This is a genomic window from Aquamicrobium terrae (assembly GCF_040545735.1).
Lineage (GTDB): Bacteria > Pseudomonadota > Alphaproteobacteria > Rhizobiales > Rhizobiaceae > Mesorhizobium > Mesorhizobium terrae_A.
Genome location: NZ_JBEPML010000008.1, coordinates 181,572 through 200,543 on the forward strand (window position 1 = coordinate 181,572; position 18,972 = coordinate 200,543).

The window sequence follows — 18,972 nt, forward strand, 5'->3', positions numbered from 1 at the left end:
TGGAAGGTCACCCCATAAATTTAAATGAAAAGTCGCTGCGCCGCGCATCCCGGCAAGAGAGACTAGCTATCTTCGGCGGAACCCCACCTCATTTGAGCGGTTACCAATCAAGAAGAGCCGCCGAGGGATATCGAATGCGCAACGAGAAAGTCGCCATGGGAATTGCAGTTGGAATTGCGATCGGCGCGGGGATGGGAGTGGCCATGGACAATGTCGGCATGGGCGTAGGTATCGGCCTGGCGCTTGGGATTGCTCTGGGATCTGCGTGGAAGGCGTGGGATCAGAAATAGGCAAAAGAACCCCGGCCGGGGCCGGGGAACTGGACAGGCGCATAGAAGTCTAGTAGCCGCCACCGCCGCCGCCTCCCATGCCACCGCCTGTGCCACTATCGCTGGTCGGTGCCGGTGTCTGGGGTGCGCTTCCACTCGTCGTGTTGCAGCCGGCTACCGCCGTCAAAATCAGGAAAAGAATAGGGATCGTGACGCGTCGCATGGCTTCCTCCCTGCTGGGCCGCCCCGCGAATTGCTGAACGGATAGCGTGGCCGCATTGTTCCGCCGCAACGGCCGTTAGACTGGGCGAATCTGATTCACCTTCATGTCGGCCGCGTTGGGAGCGAAAGCTTGTAGCCGTAGTGACTGCCGACAAAGCCTAGCCGCTCATAGAACCTGTGGGCATCCGGCCGGGCCTTGTCGGTGGTGAGTTGCACGAGGTCGCAGCCACGCCCCACGCAATGTTTGATTGCCCATTCGAACATCTGCCGTCCGAGCCCCGATCCGCGATGACCGGCGGCGATCCGCACGCCCTCTATCTGTCCGCGCCACGAGCCAATTCGGGAAAGACCCGGGATGAAAGTGATCTGGAGCGTCCCGACGATCTTGCCACCCGATACCGCCACGGCCTGAAACTGGTTCGGGTCCTGATCGATCGCGCGAAAGGCATCGATATAGCGAGGGTTCAACGGGCTGCCGGCGTCCTCCCGGCTTCTGCCCAGTTCATCATCCGCCAGCAGGGTCACGATGTCAGGCAAGTCGGCCAATTCAGCCCGGCGGAAAGAAACAGGGGTCATGAGCAGGGTCCAGAAGATTCGAAACTATCTAGCACATGTCGTGCCACGCACGAAAAGCCGCCCGGACCAGATATGCAGGGGAACGTAAGCGCTAGCTATGCTGCCGTTCGAGTTTGAAGTCCGGACGCTCCGCCGGAGATGGCTCCCGTTTCTGGTCCTCGCTGGCGCGGGTGCCGAACAAGTCGAGCCTGTGCGGATTGAGCCGGCGCAGGTCGCCGCGCCGGATCGTGACTCCATGACGGTCCAGGAACTCCAGTATTTCAATGGAAACCTTGCGGCCGTTTTCCAGGCGATCGCGCAGGTCCGCGGCGGTGAACTCGCCCTTCGGCGTGTGCGAGGCGATGTCGCGCAGGGTTTCAACGATCTCGGCCAGCACGGATCGGGCGAAGAAGCTGTCATGGGCGACCTCGTGCACCAGCCCCATGCGGCTCGCCTTTTTCAGAAGTTCGCGCGTGTCCTGCTCGCCAAGGCCGGTCATGGCGGCGAAGTCGCGGGTGCGCGGCGGCCGAAACCGCTCCGTGCCGGTGAGATGCGGCCGGATCTCATTCCATATTTTCTCATCCGTTGCAGCGAACCGCACGACATGGCCCGGCAGCCGCACCCAGGCGCCGTCGAGCGAAATCTCGCCTTGCCGCTGCAAGCCTTGCAGGATGAGGCGAAAGACCGGGGCCGGTGGACGGATTTCGCCCATCATGCGCAGCCGCTCCAACCCGATGCCGGGATGGTCGGGATTTTCCGCATGATAGGAATGCAGGTCGGCAAGAATATGCTGTCGCAGCCGTAGCCAGCGCACCGGCGCCATGGCGATGGCTCCCGTTCCGGGCGGGATGCGGATGACGCTTTCCGAAAGTTTGTCCGTTTCGGCTTCCCCAAGCGCATGGTCGCGGGCAAACCGGTCGAGATCGACCAGAAAGGGCGGGGCCTCGAGAAGGGCTGACAGGGCAGCCGCCGGTTCGGGCGCGGCCAGTGCCGCCAGTTGCGCCCGGCGCTCGGGCGAGCGGCGGCGACGGGCCGGCGCCCTCAGATCGAGAAAGCGGCCCCCGCCGATGGTGCGCTGGGCCGAGGTATCGCGCACGACGAAGCGGTCGCCGCCCACGGCGGCGATGGGTCGTTCCAGCACAAGCTGCACCACGCCTCCCTGCCCCGGCTGGAGCGGTTCGTCGCTCAACAGAACGATCCGTGCCGGCACCTCGCTGGCGGCATGGTGCAGATGCACCGGAAACCACTGGCCGATGGGCTGCGTTTCGGTGGCAAGCACGCCCAGTTCGGCATCGATGCGCGCAGTCGGCGCATGAAGGGCCGGATCAAGGACCATGTCGCCGCGCGAGATCGCGTCGCGCTCGATGCCCTCGCCGACAAGATTGAGCGCGCAGCGATCGCCGGCCTGTCCGCGCTCCGCCTTCTCATTCTGGGCATGGATGGAGCGTACACGCGCCGGGAGCCCGCCGGGGCTGACGGTCACCATGTCGCCGATGCCGACCGCACCCGACAGAACCGTGCCGGTGACCACCGTGCCGGCGCCGGAAATGATGAAGGATCGGTCGACGGTCATCCGGAACCGGCCGGATGCGCTGCGCCGTCCGATCTCCCGCGAAACCTGCGCCAGCCTTTGCTCCAGCACATCGACGCCCTGCCCCGTCAGGCTTGAGACGGGCAGCACTTCGGCGCCTTCCAGCGCCGTGCCGGCAAGCAGGGCTTCGATCTCGATCTCGACCGCCAGCAGACGCTCGTCATCGGCAAGGTCGGCCTTGGTGATGGCGACCAGCCCGCGGCGAACGCCGAGCAATTGGAGGATTGCCAGATGCTCTCGCGTCTGTGGCATGACACCGTCGTCGGCAGCGACCACCAGCAGCGCGAAATCGATGCCTCCTGCCCCGGCGAGCATGGTGTGGATAAAGCGCTCGTGGCCCGGAACGTCGATGAAACCGATGCGCGCGCCATTGGGGAAGGTGCGATAGGCAAAGCCGAGATCGATGGAAATGCCGCGCGCCTTCTCCTCCTTCAACCGGTCGGTGTCGACGCCGGTCAATGCCCGCACCAGCGCACTCTTGCCGTGATCGATATGGCCGGCCGTGCCGACGATCATCGCTCCTGCTCCAGCGGTCCGGATGCGCGGCGTTCGGCTTGCCGGCGCTGGTCGGGCGACAATTGCCGGCTGGCGGCGGGAATGAATTTCTGAGCCAGATGCGAGCCGCCCGCGCGGGCGCGCAATAGCCAGGCGAGCGCCGCCACGGCATCTGGCTGGCTGCCGGTCAGCAGGGCCGCGCCCAGCATCGCCTGCCCGTCCGCATCTCCGGCGGCGGCGGCCTTGCGCCACCACAAGAGAGCCCGGGTGCTGTCGCGCTCAACACCGAGCGCCTCGTGATGGAGATTGCCGAGCCGCGTCATCGAGGCGGCCACGCCCTGCGCCGCGGCCTGTTCGGCAAGCAGGCGCGCCTGCGGATAATCGCCCTGCTCGGCCAGCATCCAGGACAGCATGTCCTGCGCCTGTGCATCGCCCTGCCCGGCCGCCAGCCGGTAGAGCCGCATCGCCTCCTCGTCGTCCTGCCCTACTCCTTCGCCCCGGAAATACAGCGTCGCGAGATTGCGTTGGCCGACCGCGTCGCCGGCTGCGGCCGACAGCTTCAGCCAACGCGCGGCGAGTTCGGCACTTTCCTCCACGCCATCGCCGCCCATGAAGCAGGCCGCGATATTGTTTTGCGCCCGCGCATTGCCCGCTCGCGCCATCGGCTCCCAGATCGCCAGCGCCGTGGCATAGTCGCCGCTGCGGGCAGCGGCGAGCGCCGTGGCCATGGCGTCATGGCCGGATGGTTGGCGGCGGAACCGGTCAAACCAGCCCATCGTCCTGCCTCCTGCCCAATTCATCGGCAAGGCTGCCGAGATTGGTGATGAAGCCTGCCTCATCCTCAAGGCAGCGCAGGTCGAGAACAAGTGTGCCGTCGGCGATGCGGCCGATGACGGGAACCGGCAGGCGACGCAGGGCCGCGGCCAATCGCTCCAGCGCCGCGCCGCTGCCATTCGTGGCGCTGATTGCTAGGCCGGCCGAGATCAGCGTGTCGAGCGGCAGGGTGCCGGAGCCGATCTGGCTGGCGCAGTCGGCCGCCGAAACGCGATAGGCCGGGGCAAGAGCCGCTACCATGGCCGGTTGCAGGCGCCGGGCAAGCGCGGCGATCTCGTCGCGGCTGCGGGTCAGCAGGCGCAAGGTCGGCAATCGTTCCGCCAGCCGGTCGGGGTCGCGGTAGAGCTTGAGCGTCGCTTCGAGCGCCGCCATGCGCAGCTTGTCGACGCGCAGCGCCCGCTTCATCGGATTGCGGTTGATGGCGGCGATCAGGTGTCTGCGGCCGACGATGAAGCCGGCCTGCGGACCGCCCAGCAATTTGTCGCCCGAGAAAGTGACCAGATCGGCGCCTTCCGCCACCGCCTCGCGCACGGTCGGCTCGCGCCTGATGTCCCAGCGCGCCAGATCGACCAGCGTGCCGGAGCCGAGGTCGTTGACCAGCGGCACGCCTGCCGCGCCGGCGAGCTTTGCCAGAACCGTTGCCGGGACCGCGCTGGTAAAGCCCTGGATGCGGTAGTTGGAAGTGTGAACCTTCAGCACGAGGGACACCCCCTCCCCTTCCAGCGCGGTGCGATAGTCCTTCTCGTGCGTGCGGTTGGTGGTGCCGACCTCGATCAGGCGCGCGCCTGCCTGCGCCATGATGTCGGGCATGCGGAAGGCGCCGCCGATCTCGACCAGTTCGCCGCGCGACACGATCGCGCCGCCGCCGTGACCGGCCAGCGTGTTGAGGGTGAGCAGAACCGCAGCCGCATTGTTGTTGACGACGGTGGCGCCCTCGGCGCCCGTCAGCTCGCAGATCAGGGCGCGCAGATGGTCGTCGCGCTCGCCGCGCTTGCCGGCCTCGAGATCGTATTCCAGCGCCACCGGCGCGCGCATGGCTGCGACCGCGGCTTCGATCACTGTCTCGGCAAGCAGCGCGCGACCGAGATTGGTGTGCAGCACAGTACCGGTGAGGTTGAAGACCGGCCGCAGGGAACTGGCCGAAGCGGCCTCGAGTTCGGCAAACGCGAGCGTGGCTATTGCCTCGGCATCGCGCAACGGACTGCCCTGCCGGGCAGCCGTGCGTTCGTTGCCCAGCAACTGGCGGATGCCGGCTGTGGTCTGCTCATGGCCGAAGCGCTCCACCGCCGCCTGTCCCGCCGGAGAGCGCAGCACGGCATCGACGGAGGGAATGGCGCGGAAGCTCTCGTTCATGGGGTGCCTAATATCCAAGCAGGAACGGGTTGAACGCGCCGCGCCGATATTTGGTTTCACGCAGCAGGAGGTCGAGGCCGAGGCTGCCCACATCGTCGGCGAAGGAGTCGAGCGACACGTCCTTCTGCTGGTTGAAAATCTTCACGTAGCAGCCGCATTCGTCGCAGGTCTCGGCCTTGATGGTGCCGGGTCCGTCCTCGATCTCCTGATAGCGGATACCCTTGGTCGAGGAGCAGATGGCGCATTTGATGCGCACATGGTGCCACAGCGTGCCGCACAGCGCGCAGGAGCAGAAGCGGGCGCCGCCGGCCTGCGGCCAGCCGACGATGATCGAAGAGACCGGCGGCCCGCCGCAGGCGGGACACGCCCCGTCGCCGACCGATTGCAGCCGGCGTTCCGGCAGAAGGGCGGCGGCGCGGGAGAAATGGAGCTGGAGCGCGGCCGCCACATAGGCATGTCCGGCCATGGAGTCGACCGGCACGGAATCGGCCATCAGGTCAGAGACCATAGCGTCCAGCCCTGTCTCGTCCGAAGCGCGGACGTCCGCCAGCGCCTTTGCGGCCGCAACGGGCTTTTCCACCACCTCCAGCGCTCCGAAGAGCCTGTCGGCCAGCAAGCGGAAGCCGGCATCCGGCCGGAAGGCGTTGCGGTCGAGCGGCGGCATGGCGTGCTCGAGCGCGCATTCCAGCTTTGCCTCGTCCAGCGGCAGCGCTGGCGGCAGTTGCCCGCCCAGCGCCTGCTGGGCTTCCGCGATGCCGGCCAGGAAGCCGAGATAGGGACCGATGCCGTCAGGGCCGGAAAGCTGATGGAAGCGGCGGGCGCGGCGTTCGAAGAGGCGGACTGGGTCCGGCACGCGGGCAAAGGGCGGCGTCTTGACCTCGCCGATCGCCGTCATGTCTCCTGAAACGGGAATTCTGCGAGGCATGCATTCCTCCACGAACCGCACCGGCCACGCGGCATTCTAATCATTGCAGGGCAAATGATCGCCCCATTTAAAGTGCCGCCGCCTTGCGGCGGCGGCGCGGCTGCTCATACCTGCCTTTTGCCGGCAGGTCTTTTTGCGGCAGGCGTCTCGTCGTCGCGTTTGCCGTAGGCGGCAAGCGCGCGCAGCCATTTGCGGTGATGGCGCCAGGCCCAGCCGCCACTGACATTGCCGCGTGTCATGGCCCGCAAGGTGTCCGCGACCCAGAACGCGGCATAGACATGGATGATCCACACGCAGATGATGGCAATGGCGGCCATGGAATGCACCAGCACCGCCACCCGCGCCTGCGGGATCGTCAGATATTGCGCGAAATAGCGCTGCCAGATCATCAGCCCGGTGGCGATGAGGATGACGATCAGCACCGACATCGCCCAGAACACGAATTTCTGGCCGGCATTGTATTTGCCGACCTCGGGCAGCTTCTCCTCGTCGCCTTTCAGGACGTCGCCAATATGCGCCGCCCACTGCGCGTCATCGCGCCGCGGCAGGTTCAGCCGGAAGAAGCGAATGAACAGGCCGGTGAAGGAGAAGAACAGGACGACGCCGATCCACGGATGGATGGCGCGGGTCCATTGTCCGCCACCGAACAGGGCGGTGAGCCAGAACAGCGACGGATGGAACAGCGCCAACCCCGACAGGGCCAGCAGGATCAGGCAGATCGCCGTGACCCAGTGGTTGAGGCGCGCCCATCTGGTATAGCGGTCGACCACGACCTCCCGCCCCACATAGAGGCGGTCGCCGCTGTCGATCTCATCCTTGCTTACCGCAGGGGCATTGTGGCCACGCAGGGTGCTGTCGGTCATGAGAGCGGCTCCTTGCCGGGGTCGAGCGGTTCCGCACCCGGTGCATTTTCCGCCAGCCGGCGAGCCTGCTCGTCATCCTCGACAGTCACCCGGTTGCGGCCCGAGACGGCCATGTGCAGCATGCCGGCAACGGCCGCGAGGCCCATGACGGCGAAACCGGCATATCTGGTGACGCCCTTCCACGCCTCGACGACCGGCGAAATGCGCGGATTGTCCGGCAGGTTGGCATAGATCGACGGCTTGTCGGCATGATGGAGCACATACATGACATGGGTGCCGCCGACGCCTTCCGGATCGTAGAGGCCGGCTTTGTCGTAACCGCGCGATTTCAGGTCCTCGATGCGCTCGGCCGCATGCGCCTTCATCTCCTCCTTGGTGCCGAAGACGATGGCCTTGGTGGGGCAAGCCTTGGCACAGGCCGGCCCCTGCCCCACCGCGATGCGGTCGGAGCACAGCGTGCATTTGTAGGCGCGGTTGTCGACTTTGGAGATGCGCGGAATGTCGAAGGGGCAACCCTTCACGCAATAGCCGCAGCCGATGCAGTTCTCGTGGATGAAATCGACGACGCCGTTGGAATATTGCACGATGGCGCCGGGCGCCGGACAGGCTTTCAGGCAGCCGGGATCTGCGCAATGCATGCAGCCGTCCTTGCGGATCAGCCATTCGAGATTCTCGGTCTCCGGGTTCACCCATTCGGTGAAGCGCATCAGCGTGAAGGTGTCCGGCGTCAGGTCGTGCGGATTGTCGTAGACGCCGGTGTTGAACCCGACCTCCTCATGCAGGTCGTTCCATTCGAGGCAGGCCGACTGGCAGGCCTTGCAGCCAATGCATTTCGACACGTCGATGAGCTTGGCGACCGGCTCGAGCTGGCGCGTCGGCTCGGGCACGCTCGAAGCGGAGCGCCTTATGTAGTCCTGCGGCCCCATCTGCATCTCGACATCCGGCGCGACGGGCGGATTGACGTTGATTGTCATTGCATCATCCTCCCTATGCCGTGGCCGGTCCGTCGGACGGCTCGATGTTGACGAGGAACGCCTTGAACTCCGGCGTTTCGATATTCGCGTCGCCCACGAAAGGGGTCAGCGAATTCGGGCCGAAGCCGTTGCGCGCCTTGCCGGTGAAGCCCCAATGCAGCGGGATGCCGACGATGTGCACCGGCTTGCCGTCGCAGATCAGCGGCTGGATGCGCTTGGTCACCACCGCCTTGGCGTGAACGGAGCCGCGCTTGTTCCACACCCGGCACCAGCCGCCCTTGGTGATGCCCTTCTCCGCCGCAAGCTCCTCCGAGATCTCGACGAAGAATTCCGGCTGCAGGACGGCATTCACCCACACATGCTTGGTCCAGTAGTGGAAATGCTCGGTGAGCCGGTAGGAGGTCGCCGCATAGGGAAACTCCTCCGCATCGCCAAAGGTCTCGGTGTCGCTGGCGAAAACCCGGGCAACCGGATTGCCGCGCACGGCGGGCGCCACCACGTTGACCACCGGCGATTCGAAGGGCTCGTAATGCGCCGGGAACGGCCCGTCGCGCAGCAGGCCCCGAGCGAACAGCCGCGACTGGCCTTCCGGGTTCATGATGAACGGCCCGACATCGCGCGGGTTGGAGGCCGGTGGAATGTCCGGCACGTCGTATCCGGCCCACTTCTCCCCGTCCCACTCGATCAGCTTGCGGGTGGGGTCCCACGCCTTGCCGTCAAGGTCGGCCGAGGCGCGGTTGTAGAGGATGCGCCGGTTGGCCGGCCACGAGAAGGCCCAGTTGGAATAGGCGCCGGTCTCGTCGGGATCGGTGTTGTCCCGCCGCGCCATCATGTTGCCGGCCTCGGTGAAGCAGCCGGAATAGATCCAGCAGCCGCAGGCCGTGGAGCCATCGTCGCGCAGGGCGGCGAAGCCCGGCACCTGCTTGCCGGCTTCCAGCGTCAGCTTGGTCGGGTCGTTCGGATCGACCAGATCGGTGATGGCATAGCCGTTCATCTCCTTGGCCAGTTCGGCCGGATGCGGATTGCCGGGGTCCTCATAAGGCCAGTGAAGGTTCAGGATCGGGTCCGGGAACGGACCCCCCTCCTCCTCATAGAGTTTCTTCACCCGCAGCCAGAGCTGCGCCATGATCCAGGTGTCGTGTTTGGCCTCGCCCGGCAGGTTCTGCGCCGGCCAGTGCCATTGCAACCAGCGGCCGGAATTGACCAGCGCGCCCTCGTCCTCGGCGAAGCAGCTCGACGGGAGCTGATAAACCTCGGTCTGGATCGAAGCAGGGTCGACGTCGTTGAAAGCGCCGTGGTTTTCCCAGAAGCGGGCCGTCTCGGTCTCCAGCGGGTCCATGATCACCAGATAGGTGAGCTTGGACAGGGCCCGCGTGATCTTGCCGCGATCCGGAAAGGCGAGCAGCGGGTTGAAGCCCTGGCAGAAATAGCCAAACATCTGCCCCTGATCCATCATCTCGAAGGCGCGCAGCACGTCATAGGCCGGCAGGTCGAGCTTCGGCAGATAGTCATAGGCGAAGTCGTTTTCCGGCGTGGCCGCCCTCCCCCACATCGATTTCATGAAGGAGACGAAGAACTTCGGATAATTCTGCCAGTAGCTGATCTGGTTCGGACGAAGCGGCTTGAAGCCCCTCGAACTGATATAGGTGGGGTAGTCGACCTCCCGTTCGGTGGGAATGTTGAGATAGCCGGGGATCAGGTTCGACATCAGGCCGATGTCGGTGAGCCCCTGGATGTTGGAATGCCCGCGCAGCGCATTCATGCCGCCGCCGCGCACGCCGATATTACCGAGGATGAGCTGCAGCATCGCCATGGAGCGGATGTTCTGCGAACCCTTGGAATGCTGCGTCCAGCCCAGCGCATACATCGACGTCATCGTTTTGGTGGGCGATGAGCATTCCGCGATCATCTCGGCGACCTTGAGGAATTTCTCCTTCGGCGTGCCGCAGATGCGCTCCACCATCTCGGGCGTGTAGGTCGAGACATGGGCCTTCAACAGGTTCCACACGCAGCGCGGGTTCTGCAATGTCTCGTCGGTGACGGCATAGCCGTCGTCGCCGATCACATAATCCCAGGTCTGGCGGTCGTATTCGCGCTTTTCTGGGTCGTAGCCGGTGAACAGCCCGTCCTGATAGGCGAAGCCGTCCTTCACGATATAGGAGGCGTTGGTGAAGGCGCGCACATAATCCCACTGCACCTTGTCGTTCTGGATGCAGTAGTTGATGACGCCGAGCAGGAAGGCGATGTCGGTGCCCTGTCGGATCGGTGCGTAGAAGTCCGACACCGAGGCCGAGCGCGTGTAGCGCGGATCGACCACGATCAGCTTGGCGCCGCGGTTGGCCTTCGCCTCCGTCACCCATTTGAAGCCGCAAGGATGCGCTTCGGCGGCATTGCCGCCCATGATCACCACCAAATCCGTGTTACGGATATCCGTCCACGAATTCGTCATTGCACCACGACCGAAAGTTGGGCCCAGACTGGACACCGTGGGGCCGTGTCAGACCCTCGCCTGATTGTCGAAGGCGACGATACCCGTCGAGCGCACCGCCTTGTAGGTCAGGAACGCCGTCTCGTTGGTCGTCGCCGAGGCCGCGAGGAAGCCCGTGGTCGTCCAGCGATTGACCGGCACGCCATCCTTGTTGCGCTCGATGAAGTTGGCGTCGCGGTCCTTCTTCATATGCCGCGCGATGCCGTCCAGCGCCTCTTCCCAAGAGATTTCCTCGAACCGGTCGGAGCCGGCCCTGCGCACCTTCGGCGTCATCAGCCGCGTGTCGGCCTTGATGAAATCGAGCAGCGCCGCGCCTTTGGGGCACAAGGTGCCGCGATTGGTCGGGTGATCGACATCGCCCTCCAGATGCATGGCCTTGGCGGTGCCCTGGGCCAGGTCGCCCTTGGAATAGATGATGATGCCGCAGGCGACGGAGCAGTAAGGACAGGTGTTGCGGGTTTCCGTCGTACCGGCGAGCTTGTAGGGCCTCAGCCCCTCGACGAATGCGGCCTCAGCTTCCCCGAAGCCGAACGCGCCAAGCGTCGTCAATGCAACGCCTGCCCCGGCCCCTTTCAGGAAATTGCGCCGTGAGATTTCCATGTTCATGGGAGACCTCCTGTATGGCGATACGATCGATCCTGACCAACCGTCTGAAAGGATGCTACCCTTGGTACGGCAGTCTGTCAAAGTACATAAAGTGGAGTTTTATAGTCATATATATTCGAGGACTGTCTTCATCTAAGATGGCCCCTAGATGATTATTGCAGTTCATTCATCCGGCAAGGGAGGCTTACATGGATTTGCCAGTCGAAAAACTGCGGCTAACCAGTCTGGCCCATGGCGGCGGCTGCGGTTGCAAGCTCGCTCCCTCGGTCCTGCAAGACCTGCTGAGCGAGATGCCGCAGGCCGGCCCCTACGCCCCGTTGCTGGTCGGCACCGACACGGCCGATGATGCGGCAGTGTGGGACCTCGACGGCAAGACCTCGGTGATCGCCACCACGGATTTCTTCATGCCCATGGTCGATGACCCCGCCACGTTCGGGCGGATCGCGGCCACCAACGCCATCTCCGATATCTATGCCATGGGCGGCACGCCGATCTTTGCGCTGGCCATCGTCGGCATGCCGATCGACAAGATGGACCCGGCCGACATCCGCCAGATTCTGGCCGGCGGCGCCGCGATCTGTGCCGAGGCAGGCATTCCGGTGGCCGGCGGCCATTCCATCGACTGCCCGGAACCGGTCTATGGACTTGCCGTGATCGGCACCTGCCCGACTGCGCAGGTGCGGCGCAACTCCGCCGCCCGTCCCGGCGACCGCGTGATCCTGACCAAGGGCATCGGCATCGGCATCTATTCCGCCGCCATCAAGAAGCAGGCGCTGCCACAGGATGCCTATGCGGAGATGGTCGCTTCCACGACCCTGCTCAACCGGATCGGTGCGGAACTAGGCAAGGACGATGCCGTGCACGCGATGACCGACGTGACCGGCTTCGGCATACTGGGTCATGGCCTCGAAATGGCACGCGGCTCCGGCCACACCGTCAGGCTCGACCACGGCGCCCTCCCCTTCCTGTCGCAGGCCGAGCGACTGGCCGGCCAAGGCTTCGTTACCGGCGCCTCGCACCGGAACTGGAAGAGCTATGGGCATGAGGTGATCCTGCCCGACATCTTTCCCGACTGGCGCCGGCACCTGCTGACCGATCCCCAGACCTCGGGCGGACTCCTCATCGCGGTCGACGCATCCTCAGCCCAGCGGCTCGCCGAGCAGATAAGGATGGCCGGCTATCCGCGCACGGCCGTTATCGGGACGGTGGAACAAGGCCCCGCCCGGATCGTCGTCGAGGTGTAGCAACGAAATCGCCGTTGATGTGTTGTCCTCCATTCCAGATGTGGAGGACCATATGAACCGCTTTCTTCAAGGCACTTCATTGGCCGGCGCCGTTTTGCTCACCGCCTCGCTGGCCATCGCCCAACCGGCGGCATCGGATACCGAAGCCGGCAAGGCGGGCACGCCGCGCGGCGACTGCGTCGATCTGTCGGATGGGCCACCACGCACAGGTTCGACCGAAGAGATGGATGCGGCATTGACCCAAGACGGCAAGACCGCCGCATCCGGCCAGGACGGCGCCACGCAATCTGGCTCCGAGACCGAGCCCGCCGCGGGTGCGGATTCAGGAACCAAGCCGGGCGGCGCCGGCTCCAGCGGCTGGACGGGCGGAACCGGCGGCTCCGACATCGGCACCAGCCAGACCGAGGAACTGGACAGCTCGCCACAGCAGGATCACCCAGCCGTGGCGTCAGGGCTCGATCCGATCAGCGGCGAAACCGCCGCCACCGGCCCACAAGGGCCTGCAAAACCTGATGCCACGCCCACCGACGGCACCGACAAGCAGGCCGCCGCGGACTGCTGAGCAGCCGGCAGGCTGCGAACAAACGGTATTGTCTGACGCCGCACGAATGTGGTCAAAGAAATTAAGCTGCAACTGCGGGGCGCCTTCGCCAGAAGGCCCGCAGCCTTAGCTTACCGACGCAAATCGATTCGGTATGTGAATATTTGAAACGTCGAAATCGTCGGCGTTTATACTATTCTAGCGCCGAGAATCACCGAAGAGCGCCACCGTTCAATCCTGAAATGCTCAGTCGGCAGGAGAGGGAGCGGAAGATCTTGTCAGCCGACAAAATCCGTACTTTCTCCATATTTTTCAATTTGTTATGGCAAATTATTGCAGTTTTTATCCTTTTCGACGCCTTGCAGCGGTTAGTTCTTCGTTAACTTAAAACATCTTGCTGGAAGGTCCGAATCGGGCATAATCACGGTTGATTGGAAAAACATCTTCAAAAATCGTTATTAGGGGATGCAGCCCGAATGAACGTGAGTTCGCCTCGACCCGTCAGAGAGCCGTTGCATTTCGAGAAGCATATTCTCGAGCAAGGCGACCAGATCTCGCAGAAGCTGCATCTTCTTAGTTTGCAGCGCTTTCCGCCGTTTGCCAAGAAGGACCTGCGCTCTTTCAGCCTGGCCGAGGTCGCGACCTATCTCGGCGTCTCGCAAAGCCACCTGAAGAAGCTGCACCTTGAAGGCAAAGGCCCGGTGCCGGAGACCTCTTCATCAGGGCGGCGCTCCTATACGGCGCAACAGATGCTGGAACTGCGCCAGTATCTCGACCAATACGGGCGGTCGGAAGCGCGCATGTATGTGCCGCATCGCCGGCCCGGCGAAAAGCTGCAGGTCCTGGCCGTAGTCAATTTCAAGGGCGGCTCCGGCAAGACGACCACGGCTGCCCACCTGGCGCAATATCTGGCGCTGACCGGGCACCGGGTGCTTGCGGTCGACCTCGACCCGCAGGCCTCGATGTCTTCCCTTCACGGGTTCCAGCCTGAGCTGGACCGGATCAAGTCTCTCTACGATGCCATCCGCTATGACGACGAGAAGGTGCCGCTGTCGGATATCATCCATACGACCAATTTTCCCGGTCTCGACATCGTACCGGCCAATCTGGAGCTGCAGGAATTCGAGTATGACACGCCGCTGGCCATGGCGGACCGCAGTTCCAATGCCGGCAAGGCCTTTTTCACCCGTATCGCCACAGCGCTCGACGAGGTGGAAAGCCGCTACGATATCGTCATCATCGATTGCCCCCCGCAGCTCGGCTACCTGACCATCGCAGCGCTGACGGCGGCAACCTCCGTGCTCATCACCATTCACCCGCAGATGCTGGATGTGATGTCCATGGGCCAGTTCCTGCTCATGCTCGGCAACATACTGGAGCCGATCCGCAGCGCCGGCGCTGCCGTCAATCTCGAATGGTATCGTTACCTGATCACCCGATACGAGCCGACGGATCAGCCCCAGGCCCAGATGGTCGCGTTTCTCCAGACGCTGTTCGGCGAATTCATCCTCAAGAACCAGATGCTCAAGTCCACCGCCGTGTCGGATGCCGGCATCACCAAGCAGACGCTCTACGAGGTGGAAAAGAACACCATGACGCGCTCGACCTATGAACGGGCGATGGAGGCGCTGGACGCTGTCAACGGGGAGATCGCCGGCCTTATCCACGGAGCTTGGGGACGATGATCTTGTCAGCTGACAAAATCGGAAGTTTGGCATGTTCTTTCAACAAATTAGCCGAGAGCAGGAGTGATTAGATGGCACGCAAGAACCTGTTGTCCGGTCTTGTCGAGGCCGGGGATATGGAGCAGGCCGTTCCCAGCAATGCAGCCTACCCCGTGCGGGGTGCCTCCAAATCCATGATTCGTTCGGTCGGTGAACTGGCCAGGCAGGCGGATGCCTATCTGGAAGGCGAGCAGGTCGTGGATCTCGATCCGGGTCTTATCGACGGTTCTTTCGTGGCCGACCGTCTCGCCGATGATGATCAGGAGCACTACCGGGAGCTGCTGGAGGCCGTCCGGGAAAACGGCCAGAATTCGCCCATACTGGTGCGCCCGCATCCCGAGCGGGACGGCCGCTACATGATCGTATTCGGCCATCGCCGGGTACGGGTTGCCCGCGAGCTCGGTAGGAAGGTGAGGGCGGTCGTCAAGGCTATCGATGACAAAGCGCATGTCATCGCCCAGGGACAGGAAAATTCCGCCCGCGCAAATCTGAGCTTCATCGAAAAGGCCGCCTTTGCCGGGCGCCTCGAGAACCTCGGCTATGGCCGCGATGTCATCTGCTCGGCCCTGGCGTCGAACGAAGCGGCGGTGTCGAAGATGATCTCGGTGGTCAACCGGATTCCCGAGGCGATCGTGCAGGCAATCGGTCCGGCGCCTTCCATCGGCCGTGAAAGATGGGTGGAATTGTCGCTGGTGGTGCCACGGCGTCCGGAACTGGTCACCGAAACCGTTGCAGAGGCGGATTTCAGCGAACTCGACAGCAATTCGCGCTTCGAGAAGCTGCTGGCGGCACTGACCGTCAAGGGCAAGACGGTGCGCAAGACGATCGCGGAACCGGCGCTGTCATGGGCCGCAAGGGACAAGTCGGTCACCGCCAACCTCAAACAATCGGGCAGGACGGCCACGCTCGCTCTTGGAGCGGCCGATGGACCACGTTTTGCCCATTGGATTTCGAGCAATCTGAACGATCTCTACGAGGCGTTCAGGGCATCGGAGAAAACCGAATAGGAGACTGAAACAGCAAAAGAAAAAGGCCCCCGAACGTCACCGTTGCGGAAGCCCTTCTCGTATCTGGACAATCCGAGAGTCGCATTTCCGCGAATCACTGTCAAGAGTTTACGGCGCCGATTCGGCGAGCAGATTTCTTTTGCCTGATTGAAGGTGGAAGGAAATGCAGACGCATATTGCAGCGACGCCTTTCGGGCGGCGGCCGATGTCGCTTGTCCTGCTGGCAACGCAAAGAGAAACAACCGGGCTTCCGGAAGGCAAGACCGTCGACAAATGGCAGGTCTACAGGGACCTTTGTGAAGGCAAATCCGTCGTCGGTGTCAGGGATCGCGCACTGGCCATCCTGGCGGCCTTGCTGTCGTTCTACCCCAGCGACCAACTGTCGGCGGAAAACGGCCTGGTCGTGTTTCCCTCGAACCGGCAGCTTGCATTCCGGGCCCATGGCATGTCGGAAGTCACCTTAAGGCGCCATCTGGCCGCGCTTGTCGAAGGCGGCATCATCATTCGCCGCGACAGCCCCAACGGCAAGCGCTATGCGCGCAAGGGCAGGCACGGACATCTGGAGGAGGCGTTCGGCTTTTCGCTCGCCCCACTGCTGGCCCGCGCCGACGAGTTTGCCAGGGCGGCCGAAACCGTACGGGCTGAAAGCCGTGCACTGAAGCGGATGCGAGAGCAAGCCACCCTGCATCGTCGGGATATCGACAAACTCATCCAGGCCGCGCTCGAAGAAAACATCCCCGGGGATTGGAACGGCTTGTGGACGCGCTTCCGTATCGTTGTGGAAACCATTCCGCGACGGGCATCGGCAGCTGAATTGGAGCAGATCGTAGCGGCGTTGATGACGATCAGGGAGGATATCGACAAGTTGTTGGAAACGCACATGAATGTTCAATCAATGAACGGCAATGACTCTCGAATTGATCGGCACCACTCTAGTACACATACCAACTTCTATTTTGAATCTGATCCTGCACAGGAAAACCACTGGCCGACAGTTGAACCAAAACCTGTCCCGCCAAACCAGCCGACAGCCTATCCTCTGGCCTTCGTGTTGAGAGCCTGCCCCGATATCATCGATTACGCCGTTCACGGCATCGACGATTGGCGCGAATTCACGGTCACAGCGGCTCAAATACGCGGATATCTTGGCATTTCGCCCTCAGCCTATGCCGAAGCCCTCGAAACGCTGGGCCAAGAGAATACCGCTATTGTCATCGCCTGCATTCTCCAGCGTGTTCAGCACATCAACTCCGCTGGCGGCTATCTGCGCGCCCTGACTGAAAAAGCACGGGATGGTACGTTCTCCGTCGGCCCCATGCTGATGGCGGCGCTGAAAACCAACCCCACACCGTTGAAAATGGCCGGATAAGCCCAAAAAAGGCCTGTCTGGCCAGCAGAAAGCGACTTGACCGTAATCTGAGATGCGAACGTAACGGCCCTGAAAAAAACTTCTGCAGGCGGCCGAAACGGGGGAGGGGATATGCCTGATCCTAAAGTCCCGCAGCCTTTGTGAGATTGATGCGGAAGCGATCACGACGGCGCTGGTATTTGCGGGTCATCTCGCCAGAAGCATGGCCGAGCTGCTTTTGCACGTGGCGTTCCTCGACCTCGGCCGAAGATGCGAGGCCTGCACGCAAGGAATGGCCGGAAAACAGGGCGGCGCGATCGGCTTCGGGCAGGTCAGCGCGCACCCCGGCGGCGAGTGCGGTCCGCTTGACCAGACGCGCGATTTCACGGTCTGCAAGGCGTTCGGGCCCGACCTTCTTCCCTTGGCCCGTGACACGTCGAAACAGCGGTCCATGGGCGATCCGGGCGAATTTCAGCCAGGTTTCGAGCGCCACCACCGGGCAGGTCGCATCGGAAGAGCCGCGCCCGATCTCGACCTCGCGCCAGCCGGTTTTGCCGCGCAACATGACGAGCAGACCGCCTGGAAGGACTTCAACCCAACCGCGACCGTCCTCGGTCTGGTCACGACCGCAGTCGAGGCCTGTAATCTCGGAGCGGCGCAGCCCCCCGGCAAAGCCGATAAGGAGCATGGCGCGGTCGCGCAGGCCGCGTAAACTCCCTCTTTCGAGGGTTTCCAGCATGGCGATGAGTTCGTCAGGGCCCAGCGCTTCCTTTTGGCGCGGCGGGGCCGCATGGCGATTGCGGATACCAGCCATGACAGTGGCGATGGCACGATCCTTGCGGTCGAGAGCGAGCCCGCGCTGGGCGTAGTTCCAGACAAGCGCCGAAAGTCGCCGTTCGATGGTGGAAACGGCATGGGGTTTCGCGCCGGTTTTCTTGCCGCGGGCGCCGCGATAGGCGGAGCGATCGGAGCTCGCCTCGGTCGTTCCGGCGGCAAGCGCGGTGATATAGAGGCCAACAACCTGCGGATCAGGGGGCAGGGGAGTAAGACCCTGGCGGCCGCACCAGGCGGTAAAATGGGCCCAGTCGGCGCTGTAGGCGCGGCGCGTATTGGGCGCACTGGCCGCCTCGACATAGATCCGCGCGCGCCTTGCCAGGCCCTGCAGATGACCCGGCAGAGCCGTTGCCGTATCCGGAGCGACCAGCGGGGCAGGGCCCTTGGCGTCGTCCGTGCGATCCTGCGTGTGAGGCCTGCCCTCGTCGCGCCCGCTCGCTTGATCTTTGCGTGTCGCATCGTCGCCCCGGCTGGTCGGAACCATCTCCATGACCACCTCGACGATGTCGGGCAGGTCTGCGGATGGATCGTCGTTCCGCGTTTCAGGATCTGTATTCATGGTGTTTCGTCGTCCGGTTCCGATCCGCTTGAAACTCAATCGCTTTTCCTGGATAGCACACAGGCGTGATTTGCACGATATGGCGAAGTGCTTCGTGAAATAGGGTGCATGCGGCGGTGGCCCAACTGCCGCTGCGGCCGCGTCATTTCGGGCGCTGCCGGACGTGTTTTCCGTCATCAACACGGATTGCGCCAAGCGGCTGAAACGCCGCTGGATAAGCCTTTCGGCAGCTGTTGGCTGAACGCTTGGGTAAGATTGACGCGAACTGAATCCCCTGAGAAGCTGTTATTTGTTGGCCATCTCGGCGCTGATTTGCCTTGCAGCATGAACCGTAACGGCTGGAAGGGGAGGGGCCTCGGGGGTGGGCGGACGCAGGGCCGATCGCCGACGCGGGCCAGACCGGCGGGCATTCGGGTGGTCCGTGAGGGCGTGCAGCCCGGTGCCGGGCAGGGATTTCGGCCCTTTGCGCCGCGACAGCGCCAATTTCGGCCCCGGGCGGTGCCAACGACCGATAAGGCAACATTATCGGACATGAGAGGT

At 63.5% G+C, this 18,972-nt stretch carries 15 protein-coding genes; 6 read left to right on the forward strand and 9 right to left on the reverse strand.

What is annotated here, in order from left to right:
* Positions 1 to 134: 134 nt before the first annotated feature.
* Positions 135 to 290 carry a glycine zipper domain-containing protein gene (locus ABID37_RS13420; RefSeq protein WP_354195531.1) on the forward strand — a complete coding sequence of 52 codons (156 nt, stop codon included), beginning with the start codon at positions 135 to 137 and terminating at the stop codon, positions 288 to 290.
* 303 nt (positions 291 to 593) lie between these two features.
* Here the strand turns inward: ABID37_RS13420 and ABID37_RS13425 are convergent, their stop codons facing one another.
* The 8 genes from ABID37_RS13425 to fdnG form a co-directional block, all read right to left on the reverse strand.
* Positions 594 to 1,067 (reverse strand): GNAT family N-acetyltransferase, encoded by a 474-nt coding sequence (locus ABID37_RS13425; RefSeq protein ID WP_354195533.1) that lies wholly within the window; start codon positions 1,065 to 1,067, stop codon positions 594 to 596.
* A gap of 91 nt (positions 1,068 to 1,158) precedes the next feature.
* The gene (selB, locus tag ABID37_RS13430) at positions 1,159 to 3,153 is read right to left on the reverse strand and encodes a selenocysteine-specific translation elongation factor (RefSeq protein WP_354195535.1); all 1,995 of its coding nucleotides are present in this window, start codon (positions 3,151 to 3,153) and stop codon (positions 1,159 to 1,161) included.
* Positions 3,150 to 3,908 carry a tetratricopeptide repeat protein gene (locus ABID37_RS13435; RefSeq protein ID WP_354195537.1) on the reverse strand — a complete coding sequence of 253 codons (759 nt, stop codon included), beginning with the start codon at positions 3,906 to 3,908 and terminating at the stop codon, positions 3,150 to 3,152. Before ABID37_RS13435 ends, selB begins: the two co-directional genes overlap by 4 nt.
* The gene (gene selA, locus ABID37_RS13440; protein WP_354195539.1) at positions 3,895 to 5,319 is read right to left on the reverse strand and encodes an L-seryl-tRNA(Sec) selenium transferase; all 1,425 of its coding nucleotides are present in this window, start codon (positions 5,317 to 5,319) and stop codon (positions 3,895 to 3,897) included. Before selA ends, ABID37_RS13435 begins: the two co-directional genes overlap by 14 nt.
* A gap of 7 nt (positions 5,320 to 5,326) precedes the next feature.
* Complete coding sequence (fdhE, locus tag ABID37_RS13445; RefSeq protein WP_354195541.1) at positions 5,327 to 6,244, reverse strand: formate dehydrogenase accessory protein FdhE; 918 nt, start codon at positions 6,242 to 6,244, stop codon at positions 5,327 to 5,329.
* Positions 6,245 to 6,348: 104 nt separating this feature from the next.
* A complete protein-coding gene (locus ABID37_RS13450; RefSeq protein ID WP_354195543.1) occupies positions 6,349 to 7,107 on the reverse strand; it encodes a formate dehydrogenase subunit gamma in 759 nt (252 codons plus the stop codon).
* Positions 7,104 to 8,081, reverse strand: a complete 978-nt coding sequence (gene fdxH, locus ABID37_RS13455) for a formate dehydrogenase subunit beta (protein ID WP_354195545.1) — start codon at positions 8,079 to 8,081, stop codon at positions 7,104 to 7,106. Before fdxH ends, ABID37_RS13450 begins: the two co-directional genes overlap by 4 nt.
* Positions 8,082 to 8,094: 13 nt before the next feature.
* Entirely contained in the window at positions 8,095 to 11,175 is a 3,081-nt protein-coding gene (gene fdnG / locus ABID37_RS13460) for a formate dehydrogenase-N subunit alpha (protein ID WP_354195547.1), read from the reverse strand.
* A gap of 188 nt (positions 11,176 to 11,363) precedes the next feature.
* On the opposite strand from fdnG, the gene selD reads away from it, so the two are divergent.
* From selD to repC, 5 genes are all read left to right on the forward strand, one after another.
* Positions 11,364 to 12,419, forward strand: coding sequence for a selenide, water dikinase SelD (gene selD / locus ABID37_RS13465; RefSeq protein ID WP_354195549.1), 1,056 nt, complete (start codon positions 11,364 to 11,366; stop codon positions 12,417 to 12,419).
* Positions 12,420 to 12,471: 52 nt separating this feature from the next.
* Positions 12,472 to 12,981, forward strand: coding sequence for a hypothetical protein (locus ABID37_RS13470; protein WP_354195551.1), 510 nt, complete (start codon positions 12,472 to 12,474; stop codon positions 12,979 to 12,981).
* Between the two features lie 455 nt (positions 12,982 to 13,436).
* Positions 13,437 to 14,645 (forward strand): plasmid partitioning protein RepA, encoded by a 1,209-nt coding sequence (gene repA, locus ABID37_RS13475; protein WP_354195553.1) that lies wholly within the window; start codon positions 13,437 to 13,439, stop codon positions 14,643 to 14,645.
* A gap of 71 nt (positions 14,646 to 14,716) precedes the next feature.
* A complete protein-coding gene (repB, locus tag ABID37_RS13480) occupies positions 14,717 to 15,691 on the forward strand; it encodes a plasmid partitioning protein RepB (RefSeq protein WP_354195555.1) in 975 nt (324 codons plus the stop codon).
* 163 nt (positions 15,692 to 15,854) lie between these two features.
* A complete protein-coding gene (gene repC / locus ABID37_RS13485; RefSeq protein ID WP_354195557.1) occupies positions 15,855 to 17,060 on the forward strand; it encodes a plasmid replication protein RepC in 1,206 nt (401 codons plus the stop codon).
* 121 nt (positions 17,061 to 17,181) lie between these two features.
* Here repC and ABID37_RS13490 read toward each other — a convergent pair whose 3' ends face one another.
* Positions 17,182 to 18,432, reverse strand: coding sequence for a site-specific integrase (locus ABID37_RS13490; protein WP_354195559.1), 1,251 nt, complete (start codon positions 18,430 to 18,432; stop codon positions 17,182 to 17,184).
* Between the last annotated feature and the right edge of the window lie 540 nt (positions 18,433 to 18,972).

Excerpts from the sequence above, each read along its gene's own strand:
- ABID37_RS13490 (WP_354195559.1), bottom strand. The coding sequence starts at position 18,432 with ATGAATACAGATCCTGAAACGCGGAACGACGATCCATCCGCAGACCTG.
- repA (WP_354195553.1), top strand. The coding sequence starts at position 13,437 with ATGAACGTGAGTTCGCCTCGACCCGTCAGAGAGCCGTTGCATTTCGAG.
- selD (WP_354195549.1), top strand. The coding sequence starts at position 11,364 with ATGGATTTGCCAGTCGAAAAACTGCGGCTAACCAGTCTGGCCCATGGC.
- repB (WP_354195555.1), top strand. The coding sequence starts at position 14,717 with ATGGCACGCAAGAACCTGTTGTCCGGTCTTGTCGAGGCCGGGGATATG.
- fdhE (WP_354195541.1), bottom strand. The coding sequence starts at position 6,244 with ATGCCTCGCAGAATTCCCGTTTCAGGAGACATGACGGCGATCGGCGAG.
- ABID37_RS13470 (WP_354195551.1), top strand. The coding sequence starts at position 12,472 with ATGAACCGCTTTCTTCAAGGCACTTCATTGGCCGGCGCCGTTTTGCTC.
- fdxH (WP_354195545.1), bottom strand. The coding sequence starts at position 8,081 with ATGACAATCAACGTCAATCCGCCCGTCGCGCCGGATGTCGAGATGCAG.
- ABID37_RS13425 (WP_354195533.1), bottom strand. The coding sequence starts at position 1,067 with ATGACCCCTGTTTCTTTCCGCCGGGCTGAATTGGCCGACTTGCCTGAC.
- selB (WP_354195535.1), bottom strand. The coding sequence starts at position 3,153 with ATGATCGTCGGCACGGCCGGCCATATCGATCACGGCAAGAGTGCGCTG.
- repC (WP_354195557.1), top strand. The coding sequence starts at position 15,855 with ATGCAGACGCATATTGCAGCGACGCCTTTCGGGCGGCGGCCGATGTCG.
- ABID37_RS13420 (WP_354195531.1), top strand. The coding sequence starts at position 135 with ATGCGCAACGAGAAAGTCGCCATGGGAATTGCAGTTGGAATTGCGATC.
- selA (WP_354195539.1), bottom strand. The coding sequence starts at position 5,319 with ATGAACGAGAGCTTCCGCGCCATTCCCTCCGTCGATGCCGTGCTGCGC.
- ABID37_RS13450 (WP_354195543.1), bottom strand. The coding sequence starts at position 7,107 with ATGACCGACAGCACCCTGCGTGGCCACAATGCCCCTGCGGTAAGCAAG.
- ABID37_RS13435 (WP_354195537.1), bottom strand. The coding sequence starts at position 3,908 with ATGGGCTGGTTTGACCGGTTCCGCCGCCAACCATCCGGCCATGACGCC.